Raw genomic sequence first — 22,417 nt, 5'->3', positions numbered from 1 at the left:
TTTCTAAAACGCAACAGGCGCACAGGCTAGAGATTGTGCATGCAGCCGAGCACAGAAATGCCGAGCCGCCTTAGCATTGGCAAAACCACCAATTCTCAACCGCACAAAGTTCTTTCCATTCCGACTAATCGCCTGATAACGCGGCGTATGACCACCCACAATGTCTGGCGCTTTATGCTGAAAAGAAGCCCATGCATGCTCGGCTTTCGCTTGGCTATCAAGCGCTCCTAGCTGCACCTGATACCGTCCTTCCGCTGAGGTTTCGTCTGTGGCAGGCGTGTCTGAAGAAGACGCTTCCTCCGCTTGCGGCGCAACAGGTGGCGATAAAGCTGATGTCTTCGGTGCGGCCTTTTCCACGTCTTTATGCGCATCATGTGGCGGAACGGGGGAAGCCACATGGGAAGAAGGTGCTTCAGCCGGTGCAGAAGGCTGCTGAGATGGTGCTGCCGTCTGCTGCTGCGTTTGTGGCTGTGGCTGTGAAGATGATGGCGTATTCACAGCCTCACCAGCTGGTCGCGCCGCTGCTGGCTGGGCCCCTGTTTCTTCACGATGTGCTAAAAGACGCGCATCAGGCTGCTCCGGTGGGGGGGCGAGATGGACAGCCCCCGTACCCGTCACATCACTATGAGCGGTGTCATCACTCATGATCTGCATGCCACCTGGGTCTGTCGGGCGGTCTTTCACCGCAAAAGCAGGTGGCCCAATGACAGGAATACCCTGATGACGGTTTCCAATAAGCGACCAAATACCTGCAATAAGGAGCAGGACAGCAACAAGCGCTAACGCAAACCCCATCAGCTTACGCGTCGCAGGGTCATGCCCAAGAATTGCGCTAAACGCACCGCCTCGAGACGGCCCCAAAGGCGGCCCCGCCCCCTCCCCTTCAGGAGCAGACCCAAGCCGAGCCCGAGGGCCATCTGCATAGGGGCTATTGTTTAAACGCTCATCCTGCCGTGGAGCTGTGACGGCCTCGGCATGTTTGTCGTCCTGCTCATCCATTTAGCGCATTTCCTCTACAGCCTCGACACCCAGAATAGCCAACCCTGCTCGCAAGGTTGCTGCAATAGCAGCCACCAGCGCCAGACGTGCCATGCTGGCATGCTGATCATCCTCTTGGATGAAACGCAGACTGGTCTCCTCACGCCCCTTATTCCACAACGCATGGAAGTCTGAAGCAAGGTCAATGCAATAGGTTGCGATACGATGCGGCTCACGTGCAAGGGCTGCGGCTTCAACCTGCCGTGGCAAGCCCGCTATACGCCGCAACACCGCAAGCTCTTCCTCCGCATGGATGGACGAGAGATCAACCTGCGCAAGAGCGGCTTCTGACACAGCGTCTGCACCATATTTCTCTGCGCCTAAACGCAGCACAGAGCGACAACGTGCGTGAGCGTAATTGACGTAAAACACGGGGTTATCACGCGTTTGTGCGACCACAGCGTTAAGGTCAAACTCCATTTGCGCATCAGCTTTGCGCGTCAGCATCGTAAAGCGCACCGCATCACGGCCTACCTCATCGAGCAAATCACGCAAGGTGACAAACGTCCCCGCACGTTTGGACATCCGTACAGGCTCACCGTCTTTCACCACGCGCACAATCTGACACAGAACCGCTTCAAAGCCTGTTTTACCCTCTGTCAGAGCCGATACCGCAGCCCGCATACGAGAGACATAACCGCCATGGTCGGCACCCAGCACATCAATAAGCATATCCGAACGGCTGGCTTTACGGGCATGATAGCCCACGTCATTAGCAAAATAGGTGTTCGTACCATCAGACTTCTTCAGCGCACGGTCGGTATCATCCCCAAACTCTGTCGAACGGAACAAAGTCTGTGGACGTGCTTCCCAATCCTCAAGCTTCTTACCTTTGGGAGGTTCAAGTACGCCTTCATAAAGCAAGCCTTTACGGTCTAGCGTCGCGATAGCCTCGTCAACCTGCCCGCTTTTGAGCACCTCAGCTTCACTGCTAAACAGCTCATGATGGATCCCAAGAGCAGAAAGGTCTTCCTTAATAGCGGCCATCATATGCTCAAGAGCGACGTGGCGAACCGCCTCAAACCAGACATCCTGCGGAGCAACGCCGCCCTCATCAGTGGCAAGGGCTCGGCCATGCTCTTTTGCCAACGCCTCCCCAACCGGGATTAAATAAGCGCCTTGATATTGCAAACCATTCGGCGTGAATTCCGCAAAGGCTTCTGCGTCAATCTCTGTGCCAATCGCCTGAAGGTAGCGCCAGTAGGTGGCCCATGTTAACGCCACAACCTGCGTGCCTGCATCGTTGACATAATATTCCTTGGTCGTCTGGTAGCCTGCAGCCCCAAGCAAGTTTGCCAACGCATCACCCACAACGGCCCCACGACAATGCCCGACATGCATCGGCCCTGTTGGGTTGGCAGAGACATACTCAATATTAACGCGCTGCCCTTCTCCAAGAGTGGAGCGCCCATAAGCCTGCTCACCACGCGTTAAGACCGTACGCGCCACATCCTGCAACACCGTCGGCTTGAGTGTCATATTCACAAAGCCAGGGCCTGCCGCTGACACTTCGGCAATTTCTGGACATTGAGCCAGCTTTTCAACGAGTTCTTCAGCAATATCACGAGGCTTACGCCGTGCTGGCTTCGCCGCCAACAGCGCAGCATTGGTCGCCATATCACCATGAGCAGGATCACGCGTAGGAGTGACTTCAACACGTGCTACAATGGCGTCATCAATCTCTGGCAAGACCTCTTTAAGAACCGTGCACACACGTGTGCGCAGAAGCCCAAATAGACAGTCAGGAGAAGAAGTGGTCGCGGTAATGCCAGCCATGGTCACGGTGATCCTGTTTATTCAACGTCAAAGACAATGCAATCAATCTGTTGTGCTTATAGAGGGGGAGAGCCGTTTAGGGAACGCATCCTCTGCCCTCACACTCTAAAACTCTCTTATCCCAGCACAGAAAGATCCATCAAACGACGATGTTCCTCCATCGCAAAGCGGTCTGTCATACCGGCGATGAAGTCTGCCACAACGCGGCGTGCCGCCATTTCGTTGCTCTGTTTTTGGTAATGGAGGGCTTTCTCACGCCATGGCGGTGGGAGAAGCTGTGGCTCATCACCCAAGATCGTACAAATCTGCCCTAGGGCTAAACGCGCTTTACGCGCCATACGCACCACGCGCCAATGCCGATACATATTCGCATACAAGAAGATGCGAATCTCTTTATTCTTTCGCGCCATAGCCGGTGAAAAAGCCACCACATCTTTGCCAGCATAACGCACATCATCAGCACATGTCGGTGCCAACTCAGCAAGATTGAGACGCGTACGCTCGGTTAAGTCGCTCACGAGGCGATTAATGACACGCCGCACTGTTTCATGACGAATCCGCTGCTCACACTCAAACGAGCTATAGCCAGACCAATCAAGAGAACGAGCCTCTGTTAAACATTCGTTTAAAAGAGGCACGGCTTCAATATCGTCCAAACTGAGCAGCCCGGCCCGCAATCCATCGTCAAGATCATGCCCATGATACGCAATATCATCACAAATGGCTGCAATCTGCGCTTCAACCGACGCATGTGTCTTCAAGAGCAGCCCACCTTCTTGCGGATAGCGCTCGTCAAATGTTTTCAGCCACGCTGATGGCCTGCGCACGGGGCCATGATGTTTCGCGAGGCCCTCCAGACTCTCCCACGTCAAATTGAGCCCATTAAAGCCATGATAGCGAGATTCGATTTCTGTCACCTGACGCAAAGACTGCACATTATGGTCAAACCCACCCCAAGACGCCATGGCCCCTTGCAGAGCATCCTCCCCAGCATGGCCAAATGGCGTATGCCCTAAATCATGCGCAAGAGCGATCACCTCAGCGAGATCCTCATTCACCCCAAGAGCGCGGGCGATAGAGCGCGATATTTGCGCGACCTCAAGGGAATGCGTCAAACGTGTTCTGAAAAAATCACCCTCATGATTGAGGAAAACCTGCGTCTTATATTGCAGCGTGCGAAAACCCGCCGAATGGAGAACGCGGTCACGGTCACGTTGCCAAGGTGAGCGCGTTGCACTCTCTTCTTCAGAAAATTGGCGCCCTCGGGCCTCCTTATCTTGCACAGCGTAACAAGCAGTCATGGTGGCGTTCTTCTCCCCTTTTAGAGGTCATCATAGAAGAAGATGGACAGAGTTCCTCCTCTTTCCCTTCGATTCTCAGCTGTGCTTCCTATATAGTCAACCATGTTATCTCTCTCTGTTGAGAAACGTTTTTCCATAAGGAAGGATTTATGGCCCCCTCTTTCCGTATTTCTCCGGCCGCTGCAGCCCGCATCGTCGAGATTGTGAACGCACAACCCGACGCCGATACACTTGCCCTCCGCGTCGCCGTGCTGGCAGGTGGCTGTAACGGCTTTCAATATCAATTCAAACTTGAGCGTGACCGCCAGGAGGATGATCATCTTATTGAAGACAATGGTGCACGGGTGCTGATTGATCCCGACAGTTTGGAACTTCTCGAAGATTCTGAGCTGGAGTTTGTCGATAAACTCATGGGGGCACATTTCACGATCAGCAATCCCAATGCGGCTTCTGCCTGTGGGTGTGGTAGTAGCTTTTCGCTAACCTAAGCGACATATTTTGAAAGGAACGTCTCTGATGCCCCTCACCTTTGCCAGCTGGAACATTAACTCAATCCGCGTTCGCGCACATCTGGTGAAGGATTGGCTGGATCGTCATCAAGACTGCCAGCTTTTGGGGGTTCAAGAGATCAAATGTGAAGCGGCCCAGTTCCCCAAACTTTTTGAAGAGGAAGGCCTTCACACCGCCGTTGTTGGGCAGAAAAGCTATAATGGTGTGGCCTTTATCAGCCGCTCACCGCTCACGATCACGACCGACCATCTCCCCGGCTTTGACGACCCCGCCGCACGTTACATTGAATGTGAACTCAATGGTGTGGTGATCGGTAATCTGTACCTTCCCAACGGGAATTCCGGTGGTGATGCTGGCTTTCAAACAAAGCTTGCTTTTTTTGATGCGCTTTATAAGCGCGCACAGTCCCTCCGTGCAGCAGGCAAGCCTTTCGCCCTCATGGGGGATTATAATCTGTGCCCAACAGACCAAGACTTCGCCCCCGGTGCGCTCTCACCTAATGATGCCCTTGTCCGCCCTGAAAGTCGTGCGGCTTTCCGCCGTCTTCTTTGGTCTGGCCTCACCGATGCGGTAAAGATCGACCATCCGACAACGCATCCTTATACATTCTGGGACTATCAAGCGGGCGCCTTCCAGCGGAATGCCGGCTTACGCATTGACCATGCCCTTCTCTCCCCTGCACTCGCCGACCGCTTCCTTAAAAGCACCATTGATCGTGATGAACGCGGGAGAGAACGCCCCTCTGACCATGTACCCCTTATGGTAACGATGAGGGATTCCTAACTATTTTCATACATCTTTATGACGTCGGTCGCTCCTATAGTTTCTTCTTGAGTGAAGAAACTTAGGTGGCTCACCATGAAGTCAGAGAAAATAGCATTTTTCTTTTTCAAAAACTTTGGAATTTCAACAGACAAAAGCCCTTCATCATCATCCCATCTTACAGCCATATGTCTGAGATTCTCACCTCTCCAACCAACAAAATTAATAGAGATCCTCACGTCATGTTCAACTAAAACCTCTTCAAATAATAAGGGCCTTTTATTATTCATAACAAAATACTCATGAAGAGCACGTGCCTTTTCACCGCTCTCCCACAATGACCCCCCAAAACCATCATCTATTTTTTCAAATATTCCGACTTCTTTAGGCAGATTCCCGGCCTCTTGCTGAAGAGAAGCGCAGACCCCATTATTGAGGACATTAGCTGAAATGAGAAAATACTCTTTATAATCCCGTATCACCCTTATAAAATCAGGAAGTTTTCCTTCATCTAAATAAACAATATCATCATCACATTTAAGGAAAATGTCATTCTTAAAGTCTTTATAATGTTCTGTATAAAATTGATATGCTTGCCAATAAGGCTTTTCCGCCCCTACATCTCCTATAAATCTAAATATCTTCTCATCAATATCACACATCTCTAATGAGCTACCCAATCCTCCCTTCACATATAAATCAATATCACTTCCATCAATTTTTGTTTCTGGATACACAAAACCATTTACAGAAAAACTAATAATACCTTCAGATGATAATTCTATAGTCATCTCACTGTCAAAATCACCATGAAATATTCCCGGTGTTAAGTGTTTACAAAGTACATGGTTATTATCTCTCTCACAGGCTTGAAAAAATTTATTTTCTACTTTCCGCATGACAGAAGTACTATTCTTCCATCCTCCAGTAACATATTCTATAAAGAAATCTGCGTTTTTTATTTTCAATGCAAGATGGAAATCAGCCGCAATACGGAATCTACGTTTTATCTTATGCCCTTTTGTGAGAGAGCCAATTTTCTGATAATCAGCATCTGGCCTTAGAAACTTAGCGGGACCATAATTTTTAGCTATATAATCTTTGTCTCTCTCATTTCTTGTAAAGTCCCACACATGCCACTCATCAATAACTTTTTTATCCAAAAGCGACCTAATATGCTTGCGCAGCATACCCATTCTATCCTCACGCCCAGCAAATGTAATAAGTATCGTCTTCGACATATTTCCCATGCCTTCAAAAATCTATGATGACAAACAACTAATACGACCATGAGAAGAAGAGCTCTCTCAAACCTTTTTTATAACATCATAAGCAGTCTCTCATCCAATCATTGACGGACTATCTTCTCAGCATACAAAGATGATAGATTTTCTACGCAAACAAATCCAATAATTGCTATAAAGGTCCCTATTTATATGAGCACCTCTCAGGCAGCCACGGTTAGCATTCTTCTACGCACAAAAGATCGTCCACTTTTTCTCGACCGCGCGCTGAAGAAAATTAAAGCGCAAAGCTACCCACATTGGCATATTCATCTTCTCAATGATGGTGGAAATGAAGAACAGGTTCAAACCGTTCTGGCACAGCATGACGAGGCTTTTCTGAACCACGTCACCGTTATGCACAACCCCGCACCTGTCGGCCGTGGCCGTGCGCTTTCCCAGCTTCTCTGTGCAGCGTCTGAGACGTATCTTCTTCTTCACGACGACGATGATTATCTCGAACCCGATTTTCTGCGTGTCACGGTAAATTTCTTAGAGACCCCAAAGAACGCTCATTGCGCTGGGGTTGTGGCGAGCAATAGCGACATCATTGAAGCCGTTACGCCCGGTGGCCTGCGGGAACTTTCCCGCGATGCAACCTCTGGCAAACGCACAAACGGTTATATTAGCTTTCTCTCTTTCCTCAGCCAATCGAATGGGGTGTTCCCCCCAATCAGTACACTCTTCCGCAAAAGTGCTGTTAAAGAAGCAACAACAGACAGCTACACACGCAACTACAATGAAGATGTCGATCTATTCATTGATCTCATGAAACATGGCGAACTTGCTACTTTAGATGAGACACTCGCTGTTTATTCTATCCGCGCCACCAACACAGAAGACGACACCACACGGCCCGTTAAAGAAGAACAAACCATCCTTTATATGAACAGCAAAATTCGAGAGGCTCTATCGAAAGGTGATACACTAAACACCTTGCGTAGCCTTCTTAATGCTGACCGCGGCTACGCAGACTATACCGGTGCTCTTCTACAAACGAGCCATGAGGACATCATTAAACATATCGTCGAGAGTAATGTTCACATTCAGAAGAACATTAAACTTCTCGCAGAAATACTCGAAAATCTGAATCACAAGGTCTCTTCGATTGAGAAGAATATGAAATAACCCCTTCACAACATACAGCCGGCTCAAGGTATCTCACCATCAGCCGGCTGTGTTTATACAATCGTTAAACCTTCGCGAAAAAATCAAAAATATGGGTGCTTTCTGTCACCACCATCCTTTTTGGTAGTCCTGGAAAATCTTGGTGATGATAAGCTCCCACCGTAATACCACTCACAAGCGGGTCAATCGATTTATGTGTATTCCATCCAATCATCAATAAAGCATTCTCTTTAGAGAGATAATGAATATTTTTTATCGCCTCTTCTTGTTCAGAACGACTATTGATCCCCCAACCGATAACACCATTGAGCAGAACAATATCAAAATAACCTTTTCTAAAATACTTATCTATATCTTCTGTCGAAGCCGTAATATGTCTTCCCTTTCTAACTCCATAAACACGATTTCCTTCCTTGATATCAAGCGTCCAAACCTCGTCACATTCATTGCCAATTTGGTCTGCATCATACTTGCTACATGACTCTGTGCCTATAACAAGGATTTTTAGATCACTTTTACCGAGAAAACTATTTTGCTTTTTAATCGCCATCAAAATAGTACGCTTCATCGTTTGCCGCACATTGCCTTGTCTGACAGAGAAACCAACCATTTCATCGCCTATCCGACCAGGAATAATATTCCCTATTTTTTTGATAACCTTCAGAAAACTCAAGATATTCACCTCTCTTAATATAGAAATAATCTATTTTATATAGAAATTTACGATTAACTTACTTAGGTAATACTTATATTACCTTTATAATACTTATATTATATTTTTAGAACGCTCTCAAGAAAACCTCAAAAAATAACCCTTGCCGAATCTAAAAAAAATTTCATAATTGTGTTGAAAATAATTCTCATTTGCGGAGCTTCTCCCTCATGGTCACCAGAAGAGCCTCTTTCTTGGCCTGTGCTAGTACTGTCTTCCTCCCCTGTTCAATTGAGCGTGCTTATAGTGCCGCTAACAAAATTGTTGAAAAGGAAACCGCTCAGCACGAAAAAACGTCACACCAGCAAACGCCTCCACCCCGTAAAGAACATCTGCATGTCCATGGGGAAAAACATTCTTATGCGGCCCTGAGCAGCTCTATTGGTGACAAAATCCCCACCAGCTTCCTTCAACAAACGCAAACAACCAACACCGTCACCCATCAAACGATTGAGGATATGGCTCCTCAAACAATGGAAGATGTCAGCAAATACATTCCCGGTATTTCAATCGGTAATAGCTTTGGTGGCACGCAAGACAGCCTGATCAAACGCGGTTTCGGTGGTGCCGATGATGGGTCTATTCTTCGCAATGGGGTGCGTATGCCCATCGGGCGTAACTTTGACCCCGCAACGACTGAGCGTGTCGAAGTCCTCAAAGGGCCGGCTTCCCTCTTTTATGGCATGCAGGAGCCTGGTGGTGTAATTAATGTCATCACCAAACAGCCACGTAAAAAATGGGGTGCATCCGTTGATACAAGCTGGGCTTCTCTCGGGGGTGGCTTTGGGAATATTGATGTGGGCGGACCCCTCGCACCGGGGCTTGCCTTCCGCTTGATCGGTGGGTTTAAAAATGAGAATTACTGGCGCAATTTTGGTGCTAATAAACAAAAGCTTGTCGCCCCTTCACTGAGCTACACGCACGGGCCTTTAAGTGCAGAGGTCTCTTATCAATGGACTGATTATCATAATGTCCTCGATCGCGGCGCTGTCTTTTATAATGGTAGCCCTATTAGTGGACGCAAACACCGCCTTGATGAACATTGGGCGGCCGACTATGGAACGCGTCATCTCTTGGCAGGCTCCATCAATTATCGCCTTACCGCTCATGATAAACTCCGTCTTTCCAGCGGATGGAATGAGGACAACTATCATGACCGTCAAGCAGACCCTTCCTCTTACAATCCAACAACAGGGCTCTTAACACGTCGCTTCCGCAGTAATGCGGGCACGGTTCGTGACAATAGCTATGTCTCTCTCGATTTTATTTCCAATCACCACTTTCTGGGTATGACGCATGATTTCGTCACCGGTGGGGATTATGAAAATCGTCGTATTACTCAGGGTGACTTTCTCACTGGGAAAAATACAGGGGGCTTCAACCCCTATAGCCCTGTTTATGGCATGATCACGCCCAGCGCCCCTGTGGATAATAATTTAAGTGGTTATCATACACGGATCAATAGTGCCTCTTGGTATCTGAAAGACAGCATTCATCTTGGGCATGGCATCACGATTGCCCCGGGTGTTCGCTATCAATGGTTCCATTACAGCTATGGCGGGCGCTATCCTTTTGTGAAAATGACCGATGCGTCTTACACCAAAGCGTTGCCTTTCATCGGGATTGTGTACCAGCCAACCAAACATTTCTCTCTTTTTGGGGACTATTCACAATCGTTCAATCCCAATCAGATTTCTGCTGGAAGTCTTCTCAGCGGCCCTTATAAACCCACCAGCGGACGGCAATTTGAAGTGGGCGCCCGTTACCAAAACGCTCTGTTGACCGCTGATGTTGCCCTCTACAATATTCATAAAAAGAATGTTCTTCAGGCAGCTGGTCTAACGGCAGATAACGCCATTCTTCAGCGTCTCTCAGGCCTTGTCGCCTCTAAGGGGATTGAAGCAGAAATAACAGGTCATCTGACCCGTCACTGGAATATCTTAGCCAACTACGCCTTCACCTACGCACGGACGATTAAAGACACGCCACAAACTGCCGGGAAACTGGTCTATAACGTCGCTAAACATACCGGCGGCGGCTTTTTGACCTATCAAACGACGATGCCATGGCACCAATCCGCTTTCCGTATCGGGGCTGGTGCGCGTTATGTTGGCCGTCGTCCGGGGGATATTCGCAATACATTCTGGCTGCCCGGCTACGCTACAGTCGATATGTTCGCCTCTTGGAAACTCCGCAAGATCTATCACCACACCGCTTCCCTGCAGGTAAATGCTGAAAATATCGCCAATAAAGCCTACTTCACCTCGACAGCCGGCACCGCCAACCGTGTTTCATGGGGGCAAGGCCGCACCATCCGCGTGAGTGTCGGTGTAGAACTCTAACACTCTCCCACAGCCTCTATAAAAAAGCCCGGCTCCCCCGTAAGAGAGCCGGGCTTTTTACATTCTCATAAATGAGAATATATCACTTGGACGTTGTCTTCGGTTTAGGAAGATCCAGCTTCAAGGAAAGTTCTTTTAAACGAGATGGTTCAACAGGTGCTGGTGCTTCCATCATCGGGTCAGACCCATTCTGGCTCAGTGGGAAGAGGATCACCTCACGAATATTGGGCTCATCCGCCAACAACATCACGATACGATCCACACCCGGTGCCGCCCCACCATGTGGCGGTGCCCCATAACGGAACGCATTGAGCATGCCGCCAAAGCGCTCTTCCACGACTTCTGGACCATAACCAGCAATTTCAAAAGCACGAAGCATGACATCTGGGCGATGGTTCCGCACAGCACCAGACGAAAGCTCTACACCGTTACAGACAATGTCATACTGATACGCGTTAATGGTCAGCGGATCTTGCGTGTTCAGCGCCTCAAGCCCACCTTGCGGCATGGAGAATGGGTTGTGGGAGAAATCAATCTCACCTGTTTCCTCATTGCGCTCATACATCGGGAAGTCCACAATCCAGCAGAAGCGGAAAGCGTTCTTCTCAATCAGGTCGAGGTCTGTTGCAATCTTGGTGCGCACAAGACCTGAGAACTTCACGACCTCGTCGCCCTTACCTGCAGCAAAGAAGACCGCATCACCAGCCTTCAACCCACATGCTTGGCGGATCTGCTCAACACGCTCTGGCTCTAGGTTCTTAGCGATGGGGCCTTTCCCGCCCTCTTCACCAAAGATGATATAGCCCAGACCACCAGCGCCCTGCTCACGTGCCCAATTATTGAGCTTATCGAAGAATGCCCGTGGACGGTCTCCAGCACCCGGAGCGGGAATAGCGCGCACACGTCCGCCCGACGCTGCGATCTTCGCAAACAGGCCAAAGCCAGAGTCCGCAAAAGAGTCCGTCACGTCTTTAATCAGCAGCGGATTACGCAGATCAGGCTTGTCGGAACCATAGTCACGCATGGCATCAGCATACGGAATGCGCGGGAATGTCCCTTCCGTAATCTTCCAGCCTTCTGGGGTGAACTCATCAAAGATGCCGGCTAGGACGGGCTCAAGAACCCCAAAAATATCTTCCTGAGTGGCAAACGCCATCTCGAAATCCAGCTGATAGAACTCACCCGGGCTACGATCCGCACGTGACGCTTCATCGCGGAAGCATGGTGCAATCTGGAAATAACGTTCAAAACCCGCCACCATCGCAAGCTGCTTAAATTGCTGCGGGGCCTGTGGCAGTGCGTAGAACTTACCCGGGTGCAGTCGCGCAGGCACCAAGAAGTCACGCGCTCCTTCAGGAGAAGACGCTGTGAGAATAGGTGTCTGAAACTCAGTAAAGCCCTGCTCTACCATCCGGCGACGCATGCTGGTAATCACCTGACTACGCAGCATGATATTACGGTGCATCTTTTCACGACGCAGGTCGAGATAACGATATTTCAGGCGCAAATCTTCAGGGTAATGCTCTTGACCTGCCACTTGGAACGGCAGCACATCAGCACTGGATTGCACGTCAATGCTCTCAGCACGAACCTCAATCTCACCGGTTGGAAGCGAAGGATTACGCTGCCCTTCATCGCGCACCACAACCTCACCGGTTACCGTAATGACACTTTCAACACGCAGACGCTCTGCCTGCTCCAAAAGCGCTCCACCAGCTGGCACGACGATCTGTGTCATACCGTGATGGTCGCGTAAATCGATAAAGAGCAAACCGCCATGATCGCGCTTGCTATGAATCCAGCCAGAGAGCCGTACAGTCTTGCCTGCATCATCAGCCCGCAAGGCGTTACAAGTGTGGGTACGGTACTGGTGCATGAATAATAACCTCGTCTCTCTTACGGCTGAACAAGCGCATGATCATAATGCTAAGGGAGAAAGCCTGCCAGCCCCTCCACTGTCAAGCAACCTCTTAACATTTAACACCGCATTGCAGAAGCCACGACAAACAGTACGCCGTTTTGGTTTACCTTATAAAGGCACGCTCGGGGCCTCTTTCTCAGCAAATTCATCAAAGCTAACCGCGGCTCGCGCCATCTCTGTTGCACGTCCAGCGCCACTTAATGCAACAACACGATTGTTAGACCGATAAGTCGCTAGGAATTTAAAATCCTCAAGCGCCCCCTCAATCAACACATGGTCAAAGGCTTCCCCCCAACCCAACCATTCAATCTTCTTGCCAAATTGCTGCGTCCAAAACCACGGCACAGGCATCTTTTCCACCGGAAAACCCATAATCGCCTGAGCTGCAATCCGTCCCTGCACTTGCGCATGACGCCAATGCTCGACTCGCCATACACGGCCATCCTTCGTCACAGCGGCAACATCACCAGCTGCATAGACCCCCGGCGCAGCACGCATCGCCTCATCGACCAACACACTACCCTCAGGCCCTTTGAGACTGTCACGAACATAGTCACTCTGGGGTTGAACACCCGTTGCAATCAAGACATGCCGGCACGGAAGGCGCATGCCATCGTCCAGCTCCACCCCTTCAACACGCCCTTCACCATAGATCCGCGTCACCTGAGCATCCGAGATAAAAGCAACGCTATTTTCCTCGTGAAGCTGGTGCAAACGCAGGCCAATCTCTCGCCCAAGCTGGGCTTCCATCGGCACGCCCTCGTTCGTGATGATCGTGACCCCTACGCCTTTTTGACGGAGAGAAGACGCGACTTCCAAGCCAATCAACCCCCCACCAATAAGAATAACGGGCTGATCTGGCGTAATCTCTTCAGCCATTTTTAACGCATCGGCCTGGCTATGAAGGCCCATCACCCCATCGCGCTCAATGCCAGCAATGTCCGGGCTGCGCGGCCGCGACCCTGTCGCGATAACGATATGATCACCCTGTAATGTTTGACCATCCTCAAGCGTAACGGTCTTCGTATGATGGTCTAATGCGGTAACGCGCCCCTGCAAGCGCGTGATGTTATGACGAATATAATAATTTTTATCTAAAATATCCGGGGCCTGCCGCCGGGATGGCTCTGCGAGAAGGAATGATTTACTGAGCATCGTCCGGTCATAAGGAGCCCATTCTTCATCCCCTATAATCGTAATCTTTCCAGCAAATCCTTCATGACGGAGGGTATACACCACACTGGCAGCCGCCGCACCGCCTCCTAAGACCAGAACATGCTCGCCTTCTTGACGCGCTACAGCTGGAGCTGATGGTAAAGGGCGAGCGCCGACAATGATACGCCCCTGCACAATTTCCACCGGATAACGTGGCAAATCCTCAAAGGCGATCGGCTCAACGACCTTGCCCGTTTCCGCACTAAACACAGCCTTATGCCACGGGCACACGAGCACATCACCGTGAGACGCGCTCTTGCAATAGGCTCCTTTATTGAGGGGGGCGCCCTTATGTGGGCACTTGCCCCCAAGGGCATGAATGCGCCCCTCTCGACGCATCAACACAATGGAACGCTTACCAATGGTGACGATCTTCAGACCATCTTCTTTAATCTCTTCCAAAGACGCGACATCATGGAAGCTCTGTTGCTCAGCGCGGTCGGACATAACTTGATGACTCCTTAGAAAGAGTTGTCATCAAAGCCGCCACCATCATCGAAGCCACCGCCTCCCATATCTTGGCCAGTGTCTTCTTGCGCAAAGCCATCATTACCGCCGAAATCCTGCTGTGTGAAACCACTTGCATCACTTCCAGCACCACCGAAGGGATCGCTCTGCTGCGCAGCATCGCCTGCTGAATCACCGTAATTATTGGTAATATAGGTGTCACCGCCTTGGTCAGCACCAAAACCTCCAGCGGCATCACCGCCTTCATGGCCATGATGATCCGAAAAGAGCCCTTCCAAGGCGTTCGCCGCCATCATCCCACCAGCAACACCGGCGGCTGTGGTCAAGGCAGAGCCTAAAAAGCCAGAACCAGAACGCGGGAACATCCCGGCCTGCACGCCCGGTGCAGGAGCATAATTCCCAGCGGCTGCCGTTGGAGCGCCACCGCCCGCGGCTGGCCCCCACCCTGGAGGTAAAGCCGAGCTACGCTGCTGCGGTTGCGGCTGTGCAGGGCCGGAACGACCAAACATATTAGACAAGAACCCACCGCCAGATTGAGGCGCTGATTGTTGCGCTTGCTGCTGGCTGAGCTGAGTGCGCGCCTGCTGAAGCTGCATTTCAAGCTCGCGAATACGATTCTGTGCTTGCGCTAAAGCGGCCTCTTGCACAACGGCAAGCTGCGTCACGCGATAACGTGCTTCAGGATATTGCTGGAAATTTTCCGCAATAAAACGGTCTGCTTCGGGGTCAATAGCAGGGAGGTTGCTCGCTGCTGGCGTGCCACCACTTCCCTGACCGCCGCCAACGCGGGCAATAAAACGGCTGATTACATCCCGTTCTTCGGAGTTCATCGCTAGCTTGTCCTTAAACACTATTCAGAGCCGACTCATCGCCGAGCCATCTTTCAGAAATATGATACGCTATCGTGAGCCTCGCAAGGGCTCCTGTACGAGAACATCCACTCTCCTTAAAAGGCTCACTAGAGATTATGCGCACCATTCGATAAGATAGTGTGTATCGTCTGTTCAATCGGAGCCTAGTGAATTGTCCGTAACCCGGCCGCCCAGCTTTCAGGAATTGATCCTGCGTCTTCATCAGTTCTGGTCAGAGAAAGGCTGCGCCATCTTGCAGCCTTACGATACCGAACTTGGTGCAGGGACGCTTTCGCCCCATACAACCCTTCGCGCTCTTGGTGCCAAGCCTTGGGCTGCGGCCTATGTGCAGCCATGCCGTCGCCCGTCCGATGGACGCTATGGGGAAAACCCGAACCGCCTTCAGCATTATTATCAGTATCAGGTTCTTATCAAACCAACGCCACAAAACAGCCAAGAGCTGCTGCTGGAAAGCTACCGTGCGATTGGGATTGATCCTGATAAACATGATATTCGCTTTGTCGAGGACGACTGGGAAAACCCCACGATTGGCGCTTGGGGCCTCGGCTGGGAAGTCTGGTGTGATGGAATGGAAGTCACCCAATTTACCTATTTCCAGCAAGTGGGCGGTATTCCAACAGTCGTTCCGTCAACAGAGCTTACCTATGGGCTTGAACGCCTTGCGATGTATGTCCAAGGTGTCGAAAATGTGTATGACCTCGACTTTAACGGTCGCGGCCTAACCTATGGTGACGTCTTCTTGCGCGCGGAACGTGACTATTCACGGTATAATTTTGAACTTGCTGATACAGACATGCTGCTCACCCAGTTCAATAATGCTGAGAAAGAAGCCATTCGCCTTGCTGAAGCCGGGGTGGCCCAGCCAGCGTATGATCAGTGCTTGAAGGCTTCTCATACCTTTAACTTGCTGGATGCACGCGGGGTCATTTCCGTCTCTGAACGTGCGTCCTACATTGGGCGCGTGCGGACACTCGCCAGAGCGGCCTGCGAAGCGTGGCTTGCTGGTGAAGAGGAGGAGAAATAACCGTGGCTGAACTGCTTCTTGACCTCTTCTGTGAGGAAATCCCTTCTGGCATGCAGGCGCGTGGCGCCAATGATCTCACGCGGTTGCTGACCCAAGCGCTAAAGGAGCTCAACCCACGTCAGATTCGTGCTTTTTATAGCACGCGTCGTATCGCCGCGGTAATTGAGCTGGATGACATGATTCCAGCCCGCTCCGTCTCAGAGCGCGGCCCGCGTGAAACAGCACCTGAAAAAGCTTTAGCTGGCTTTTCTCGTAAACATGGCGTGACACCTGATGAGCTGACAAAAGAAAATGGCTTTTGGGTGCTCAACCGCACACTCCCGGCGGTGAATGCAACCACGCGTATTGCGGAGATTTTGCCAGACCTTCTCTGGAAATTCCCATGGCCTAAAGCTATGCGTTGGGGCAATGGGTCGCTCTTCTCATGGGTGCGCCCTCTTCACCACATCGTTTGCGTGCTAGACGGCGCCGTCGTGCCCGTCTCTTTGGCACGCGAAGGCGATGACGGCCATGGGCTCACCACCTCCAACATAACAGAAGGCCATCGTTTTCTCTCTCCCGGTTGTTTTGAGGTCAAAAATGCCGAGCAATGGCTCACCGAACTCAAACAACGCCATGTGATTGTGCGCGATGACGAACGCCGCGCGTTGATCTCTGATGGGGTGCATGCTCTCGCGAAAGAAAAAGACCTCGCCCTTGTTGAAGATGATGGGCTCGTTGCGGAAATTAGCGGCCTTGTGGAATATCCCGTGCCTCTGCTCGGTCGTATCGACGACGCCTTTATGGGCCTCCCACCCGAGGTCATGCAGGTTTCCATGCGCGTTAATCAGCGCTATTTTGCCCTGCGTCATCAAGACGGCACCGCAGCCCCCTATTTTGCGTTCGTGGCGAACCGCACCTTTAGCGATGGCGGCGCACTCAGTATCGCAGGCAATGAGCGCGTCCTTAGTGCTCGCTTCGCAGATGCCCGTCATTTCTGGGATCTCGACCGCAAAACACCGCTCCACCAACGTGTTGATGCCCTCAAAGCGGTGACGTTCCACGCCAAGCTTGGCACTCAGGAAGAGCGCACCCAGCGGATTGCCGCCCTTGCCGGGACGGTTGCGCAGGCTATGGGGCTTGATGACGCTCAGCAGAAACAAGCCCAACGTGCCGGACTCCTTGCGAAAGCCGACCTCACCACCGGCATGGTGGGGGAATTCCCCGAGCTGCAAGGCGTTATGGGAGGCTATTATGCTCGCCATGACGGAGAAGATAACGCCGTTGCTCAAGCAATTGCCGAGCATTATATGCCCCGCGGTCTCAATGACGATACAGCACGCGCGCCTGTTTCTGTCGCCGTGGCCCTAGCGGATCGGCTGGATATGCTGGCCGGGTTCTATACCATTGGTGAAACACCCAGCGGTTCAGGCGACCCCTATGCCCTGCGCCGTGCCGCTCTTGGGGTCATCCGTACGATTCGCGATAATGGCCTCCGCCTTGACCTTGGTGCGTTGCTGATGACCGCCAGCATGGCGCTAACCCATACCACCACCAAGCACAGCGCCCTTGCAGAGCTGGAAAGCTTCTTTGCCGATCGGCTTACCGTCCAACTTCGCAGTGAAGGGCGGCGTCATGACGTGCTGGAAGCAACGCTGGCTGTCGGCACAACGGAAGGGGACGATACCCTCTTTACAGAATTCCTTGATGGAGACCTTCTGCGCCTCCTTAACCGAGTGGAGGCGCTCTCCGCTATGGTTGATTCTGAAGACGGGAAAAACCTGCTTGCCGCCTATCGCCGTGCAGCAAATATCTTGCGCATTGAGAATAAGAAAGACGGCCCCCATACCGGCCAGCCTGATACTTCCCTTTACACGCAAGACGCCGAGCGTGCTTTGGGTGACGCCCTGCAGCAGGTTGGCCCTGAAATACAGACGCATCTGACACACGACAATGTCACCGCCGCTATGCAAAGCTTAGCGCAGCTGCGCCCTGTGATGGATCGTTTCTTTGAAGACGTGACCGTCAATGCAGAAGAGGCTCAACAGCGGTTAAACCGCCTCCGTCTGCTGGCTGCCTTCTGTGACAGTGCTCGGATGATTGCCGACTTTGGGAAAATTGAAGGGTAAATTGCTCTTCTGTCACACCCCAAAAAACCCCTGCCCGGTTTCACCGAAGCAGGGGTTTTTATGAGAAACGCTTTAATGCGGATTATGTGTCATGAAGAGCTTGGCCCCAAACCCGATAAAAATCAGTCCGGTAAGACGATCTAAACGGCGCATCACCGTTGGACGATTGAAAAACCCCGCTAAAGGCACCGTCAACAGCACCAAAAGCCCAAGCCATAGAACCGACAGAACCACCTGTATAAAGGCTTGAAGCAACGTAAACAGCGCCATATCGACATGATGCGGGATGAATTGCGGGAAAAACGTAATGACAAAAATCCCAACCTTTGGGTTCAAAATGTCCGTCAACAAACCGCGCTGAAACCCCATCCAGAAAGGATGTGTGCTCTGTTTATGCGCTGATGCACGCTCCTCTGGAGCCGTCAGCCCCGACCGTGGCCGCAATAACAGCCCTATCCCCATCCATGCGAGATAAAGAGCGCCGGCAAATTTCACAGCCATAAAGGCCGTTGCGGACGCTGCCAGCAAGGCTGTAAGCCCAAAAACAGCTCCGATACCCCACAGACTAAGCCCGGCGCCAATGCCCAAAATCGCCCCCGCTGCACAGCGGCGCCCGTCAGCCGCTGCGGTGCGAAGGATCATCACCGTATCGAGCCCCGGTGTAATCGTAAAAACTAACGCCGCAACCGCAAAAGCAGCTAAAGGAACGACGTAATGATGCAACATAACCAACCTCCGCTTTCCCACCGCTCACATTCTGCGGTTATCATGCTCCGCTTTTACCTATGAAGAATGTTGTTGATCAGTCCCTAAATCAAGGTCATCACGATAAACCCACGTTGAAAGCAGCAAACCGAAGCCGAACATCATCGTCAGCATCGCAGAGCCACCATAGGAAATCAGCGGTAAAGGCACACCACCAACCGGGATAACCCCCATCACCATCGACAAATTGACAACGCAATAAAGAAAGAAATCGACCGAAATCCCTAACCCCACCAAACGACCAAAACGATTACGACAACGCAGCGCCATCACCATCCCGCTCAGGACAATGACACCCAGAAGGACGATCACCGCCACGCCTCCTGCATAGCCCCATTCTTCACCAATCATCGTGAAGATAAAATCAGTTTGTTTTTCAGGAAGGAAGTTCAGCTGCCCCTGACTCCCGTGCAGATAGCCTTCCCCCCAGATACCGCCAGAACCTAAGGCAATTTTTGACTGAATAATATTATAGCCTGCTCCAAGCGGGTCATGCTCTGGATGTAAAAACGTATCAATACGCGCTTTTTGGTAGTCGTGAAGATGGCTATACACAAAATTCCCAAGGAAAGGGATCGGTGCAACAAGAACAAAGATTTGCCACCAGCGCATCCCCGCTACAAAAAAGAGAGAGGCCCCAATCATCCCGACAATACTGGCAGTGCCTAAGTTAGGCTCCTTCAACACGAGAATAACGGGCAATAAAACCAACAGTGCCGGGACAATAAGCCGTAGAGGATTCCCAAGTTTTTCACGCCCTACTCTGTGGAACCATGTCGCGAGGATCAAAACGAGGGCTATTTTAGCAAATTCAGAGGGCTGGAACTGAAAGCCACCCATGTTAATCCAGCGTTCAGCGCCCTTACCGACATGCCCCATCTTCAACACAAGACCCAGCATCAAAATAGACAAGATATAGATCGGGACAGAGAGCAGACGCAGCACACGCGGGCTCAAGAGCGCCACCACAATCATCATCAGCACGCCAAAGCCAAAGCGAATAAGCTGCGGTTCGGCAAACGGAACGGGCTTTCCCCCTCCTGCAGAATAGAGAGCTCCATACCCAACGCCTGCTAATAGACAGATCAATAAGACAAAAATCCAATTAATCCGCAATAAAAGTGAGAAGAGCTTAAGCTTTGGCTCTTCCCGCAAAAAACGGCGCGCAGCACGGGGAACGGTTAGGTCAGGCATTAGGACGACTTCCCATGACTCTCATGCTCAGATGGGGCCACTGGCGGGGACTGCCCTTCACGCGAGAAAGGCGTTCTCTCCGCAGGGTTACGCAATAACGTATCCGTCATGATGCGCGCAGCGAGAGGAGCAGCTTCCGTTGCACCGGCATTCCCATGTTCAACAACAACAGAAACAGCGTAGCGTGGATTGTCATACGGCGCGAAGCAAATAAAAAGCGCGTGAGGGCGATATTCCCAAGGAAGATTCATCGAATTAAAATGCCCGCTCTCTCGCAAAGCTCTCGGGACACGCCGCACCTGAGCCGAGCCCGTTTTGCCTGCCATCTTAATACCAGGCAGCGTAAGCCGCGCAGCCGGCGCCGTGCCTTGCGGTTCATTGACCACCGCGAACATACCCCCTTTCACCACATCAAGATGTGCTGCCGTAAAGGGCATTTTACCAAACAATCCCGGCTCTGCCTCTGGCACAAGAGAATGCTCTACCGTGCGCAATAAATGCGGGGTGACCAAGCGCCCCGTCGCTAAACGCGATGCATAAGTGGCCAAGGCCAGTGGTGTAACCTGCACTAGCCCCTGCCCGATACCCGCATTAATCGTATCGCCTCCATTCCAATGGAAACCCTGTTTGCGGCGCATCGCCGGAGTTGGGATAGATCCAGCTCTGACATGAGGCAGCTCAATACCCAGCTTACCCGTCAGCCCAAAAGTTCCACCAGCCTGATGGATAGCATCAATGCCACAACGACGCGCTACCTGATAAAAATACACGTCACACGAATATTTTAGCCCCTGCCGCATGTTGATAGACCCGTGGCCATACCGGTTCCAACAATGGAAACGCACCCCACCCACATCATAATAACCAGGGCACGTAAAACGCTCCTCAGGCGACACAGAACCTGAACTTAAGGCTGCCATCGCCACGGCCGGCTTAAAGGTGGAACCGGGCGGATAAAGGCCCGACACCGCTTTATCAACAAGCGGTGTCCGTGAGTCAGACATCCAGCTATTCCACTGAGCATGACTCACGCCTGAATCAAACAACGACGGATCAAAAGAAGGGGTGCTGACCATCGCCATCACCTCCCCATTGCGGCAGTCCATCACCACCGCACTCGCAATCCTCTCGCCCAACCGGTCGCGCACTTGCGCTTGCAAGGCGCTATCAAGGGAGAGGCCTAATGTATTGCCGGGCAAACCTTCTGTGCGCTCCACCTCACCGACAACACGCCCAACCGCGTTCACTTCCATCTCTACAGAGCCAGGATGTCCGCGCAATCGCTCATCCTGCGTTTGCTCAAGCCCAGCACGCCCTACGCGCATTCCAGGAAGAGCAAACGTCCCATCTTTTTGCACATCTTTCTCATTCGGCGGGGCCACATAGCCCACCAAATGCGCTGTCAGCTCTTTAAGGGGATATTCACGCGTTGACCCAACATCAACCAGCACACCCGGTAACGTCGGAGCATTAAGCCCAATACGGGCCATATCATCCCACGACAAAAACTCTTTTAATGTAAGTGGAACATAACGACGCAAATGACGACGATCACGCTCAATCCGCGCATGATCACGCTCATCAAGGGGGACAATACTCGCAAAGCGCTCAATAACCGCCCCAATATCGGTCGTTTCTTCAGGCATCAATAACGCCCGCCAATTAGGGCGGCTACCCGCTAGCAACACACCGCAACGATCGTACAACGGCCCTCGTGCAGGCGCAATTAGACGCTTACTTGTACGGTTCCGCCGCGCTAACGCGCGCAGCTGCTCCCCCTGCACGGCTTGCAAATTATACAGTCGGTGAGCCAGCGTCCCCAACACACCCACCTGCACAGCCATCATCAAGAGAGCACGCCGTGTAAACACACCACGCCCGCTCGCTCCACGCTCCGACTCTTTGGAAGGAGACGACGCCTCAAATGTTTTAAATGATGACGGGCGCTGGAAGATCATGAAAACAAAACAGTAAGAGATAACCACTGGTAGAGAAGCT

Annotated in this window: 17 protein-coding genes; 6 read left to right on the top strand and 11 right to left on the bottom strand. The window is 51.5% G+C overall.

What is annotated here, in order from left to right; genetic code table 11:
• Positions 1 to 3 precede the first annotated feature (3 nt).
• From F457_RS11730 to F457_RS0100245, 3 genes are all read right to left on the bottom strand, one after another.
• On the bottom strand, positions 4 to 999 hold the full coding sequence (locus F457_RS11730) for an SPOR domain-containing protein (protein ID WP_018979117.1): 996 nt from the start codon (positions 997 to 999) through the stop codon (positions 4 to 6).
• A complete protein-coding gene (gene argS, locus F457_RS0100255; RefSeq protein WP_018979116.1) occupies positions 1,000 to 2,814 on the bottom strand; it encodes an arginine--tRNA ligase in 1,815 nt (604 codons plus the stop codon).
• A 116-nt stretch (positions 2,815 to 2,930) separates the two neighbouring features.
• Positions 2,931 to 4,115, bottom strand: a complete 1,185-nt coding sequence (locus F457_RS0100245) for a deoxyguanosinetriphosphate triphosphohydrolase (protein WP_018979114.1) — start codon at positions 4,113 to 4,115, stop codon at positions 2,931 to 2,933.
• Positions 4,116 to 4,264: 149 nt separating this feature from the next.
• Between F457_RS0100245 and F457_RS0100240 the strand changes: the two genes are divergently transcribed.
• Positions 4,265 to 4,603, top strand: a complete 339-nt coding sequence (locus tag F457_RS0100240) for a HesB/IscA family protein (RefSeq protein WP_018979113.1) — start codon at positions 4,265 to 4,267, stop codon at positions 4,601 to 4,603.
• Between the two features lie 28 nt (positions 4,604 to 4,631).
• Positions 4,632 to 5,408 (top strand): exodeoxyribonuclease III, encoded by a 777-nt coding sequence (locus F457_RS0100235; protein WP_018979112.1) that lies wholly within the window; start codon positions 4,632 to 4,634, stop codon positions 5,406 to 5,408.
• Here F457_RS0100235 and F457_RS0100230 read toward each other — a convergent pair.
• Positions 5,405 to 6,577, bottom strand: a complete 1,173-nt coding sequence (locus F457_RS0100230) for a hypothetical protein (protein ID WP_156809296.1) — start codon at positions 6,575 to 6,577, stop codon at positions 5,405 to 5,407. The genes F457_RS0100235 and F457_RS0100230 overlap by 4 nt on opposite strands.
• A gap of 246 nt (positions 6,578 to 6,823) precedes the next feature.
• Here F457_RS0100230 and F457_RS0100225 point away from each other — a divergent pair, with 246 nt between their 5' ends.
• The gene (locus F457_RS0100225; RefSeq protein ID WP_018979110.1) at positions 6,824 to 7,798 is read left to right on the top strand and encodes a glycosyltransferase family 2 protein; all 975 of its coding nucleotides are present in this window, start codon (positions 6,824 to 6,826) and stop codon (positions 7,796 to 7,798) included.
• 64 nt (positions 7,799 to 7,862) lie between these two features.
• On the opposite strand, the gene F457_RS13190 is transcribed toward F457_RS0100225, so the two are convergent.
• A complete protein-coding gene (locus F457_RS13190; RefSeq protein WP_156809295.1) occupies positions 7,863 to 8,471 on the bottom strand; it encodes a hypothetical protein in 609 nt (202 codons plus the stop codon).
• Between the two features lie 209 nt (positions 8,472 to 8,680).
• Here F457_RS13190 and F457_RS0100215 point away from each other — a divergent pair, with 209 nt between their 5' ends.
• Positions 8,681 to 10,852 carry a TonB-dependent receptor gene (locus F457_RS0100215; RefSeq protein WP_040920513.1) on the top strand — a complete coding sequence of 724 codons (2,172 nt, stop codon included), beginning with the start codon at positions 8,681 to 8,683 and terminating at the stop codon, positions 10,850 to 10,852.
• Between the two features lie 82 nt (positions 10,853 to 10,934).
• Here the strand turns inward: F457_RS0100215 and aspS are convergent, their stop codons facing one another.
• The 3 genes from aspS to F457_RS0100200 all read right to left on the bottom strand — a co-directional run bounded on the left by aspS (position 10,935) and on the right by F457_RS0100200 (position 15,286).
• Entirely contained in the window at positions 10,935 to 12,728 is a 1,794-nt protein-coding gene (gene aspS / locus F457_RS0100210; protein WP_018979107.1) for an aspartate--tRNA ligase, read from the bottom strand.
• Positions 12,729 to 12,881: 153 nt separating this feature from the next.
• Positions 12,882 to 14,435 (bottom strand): FAD-dependent oxidoreductase, encoded by a 1,554-nt coding sequence (locus F457_RS0100205; RefSeq protein ID WP_018979106.1) that lies wholly within the window; start codon positions 14,433 to 14,435, stop codon positions 12,882 to 12,884.
• Between the two features lie 14 nt (positions 14,436 to 14,449).
• Complete coding sequence (locus tag F457_RS0100200; protein ID WP_018979105.1) at positions 14,450 to 15,286, bottom strand: DUF2076 domain-containing protein; 837 nt, start codon at positions 15,284 to 15,286, stop codon at positions 14,450 to 14,452.
• A gap of 193 nt (positions 15,287 to 15,479) precedes the next feature.
• On the opposite strand from F457_RS0100200, the gene F457_RS0100195 reads away from it, so the two are divergent.
• Both F457_RS0100195 and glyS read left to right on the top strand, forming a co-directional pair.
• Positions 15,480 to 16,352: a glycine--tRNA ligase subunit alpha gene (locus tag F457_RS0100195; RefSeq protein ID WP_026294035.1), complete on the top strand. Its 873-nt coding sequence runs from the start codon at positions 15,480 to 15,482 to the stop codon at positions 16,350 to 16,352.
• A 2-nt stretch (positions 16,353 to 16,354) separates the two neighbouring features.
• Positions 16,355 to 18,460 (top strand): glycine--tRNA ligase subunit beta, encoded by a 2,106-nt coding sequence (glyS, locus tag F457_RS0100190; RefSeq protein WP_018979103.1) that lies wholly within the window; start codon positions 16,355 to 16,357, stop codon positions 18,458 to 18,460.
• Positions 18,461 to 18,532: 72 nt separating this feature from the next.
• Here glyS and F457_RS0100185 read toward each other — a convergent pair whose 3' ends face one another.
• From F457_RS0100185 to mrdA, 3 genes are read right to left on the bottom strand one after another with little or no spacing between them, the layout of a single operon-like run.
• A complete protein-coding gene (locus tag F457_RS0100185) occupies positions 18,533 to 19,186 on the bottom strand; it encodes a LysE family translocator (RefSeq protein ID WP_018979102.1) in 654 nt (217 codons plus the stop codon).
• Positions 19,187 to 19,243: 57 nt separating this feature from the next.
• A complete protein-coding gene (rodA, locus tag F457_RS0100180; protein WP_018979101.1) occupies positions 19,244 to 20,419 on the bottom strand; it encodes a rod shape-determining protein RodA in 1,176 nt (391 codons plus the stop codon).
• Positions 20,419 to 22,377 carry a penicillin-binding protein 2 gene (mrdA, locus tag F457_RS0100175; RefSeq protein ID WP_051081265.1) on the bottom strand — a complete coding sequence of 653 codons (1,959 nt, stop codon included), beginning with the start codon at positions 22,375 to 22,377 and terminating at the stop codon, positions 20,419 to 20,421. Before mrdA ends, rodA begins: the two co-directional genes overlap by 1 nt.
• Between the last annotated feature and the right edge of the window lie 40 nt (positions 22,378 to 22,417).

The organism is Saccharibacter floricola DSM 15669, assembly GCF_000378165.1.
GTDB classification, from domain to species: Bacteria; Pseudomonadota; Alphaproteobacteria; order Acetobacterales; family Acetobacteraceae; genus Saccharibacter; species Saccharibacter floricola.
Note: the sequence above shows the minus strand (reverse complement) of the source record. Positions and strands in the feature narration are given on the sequence as shown.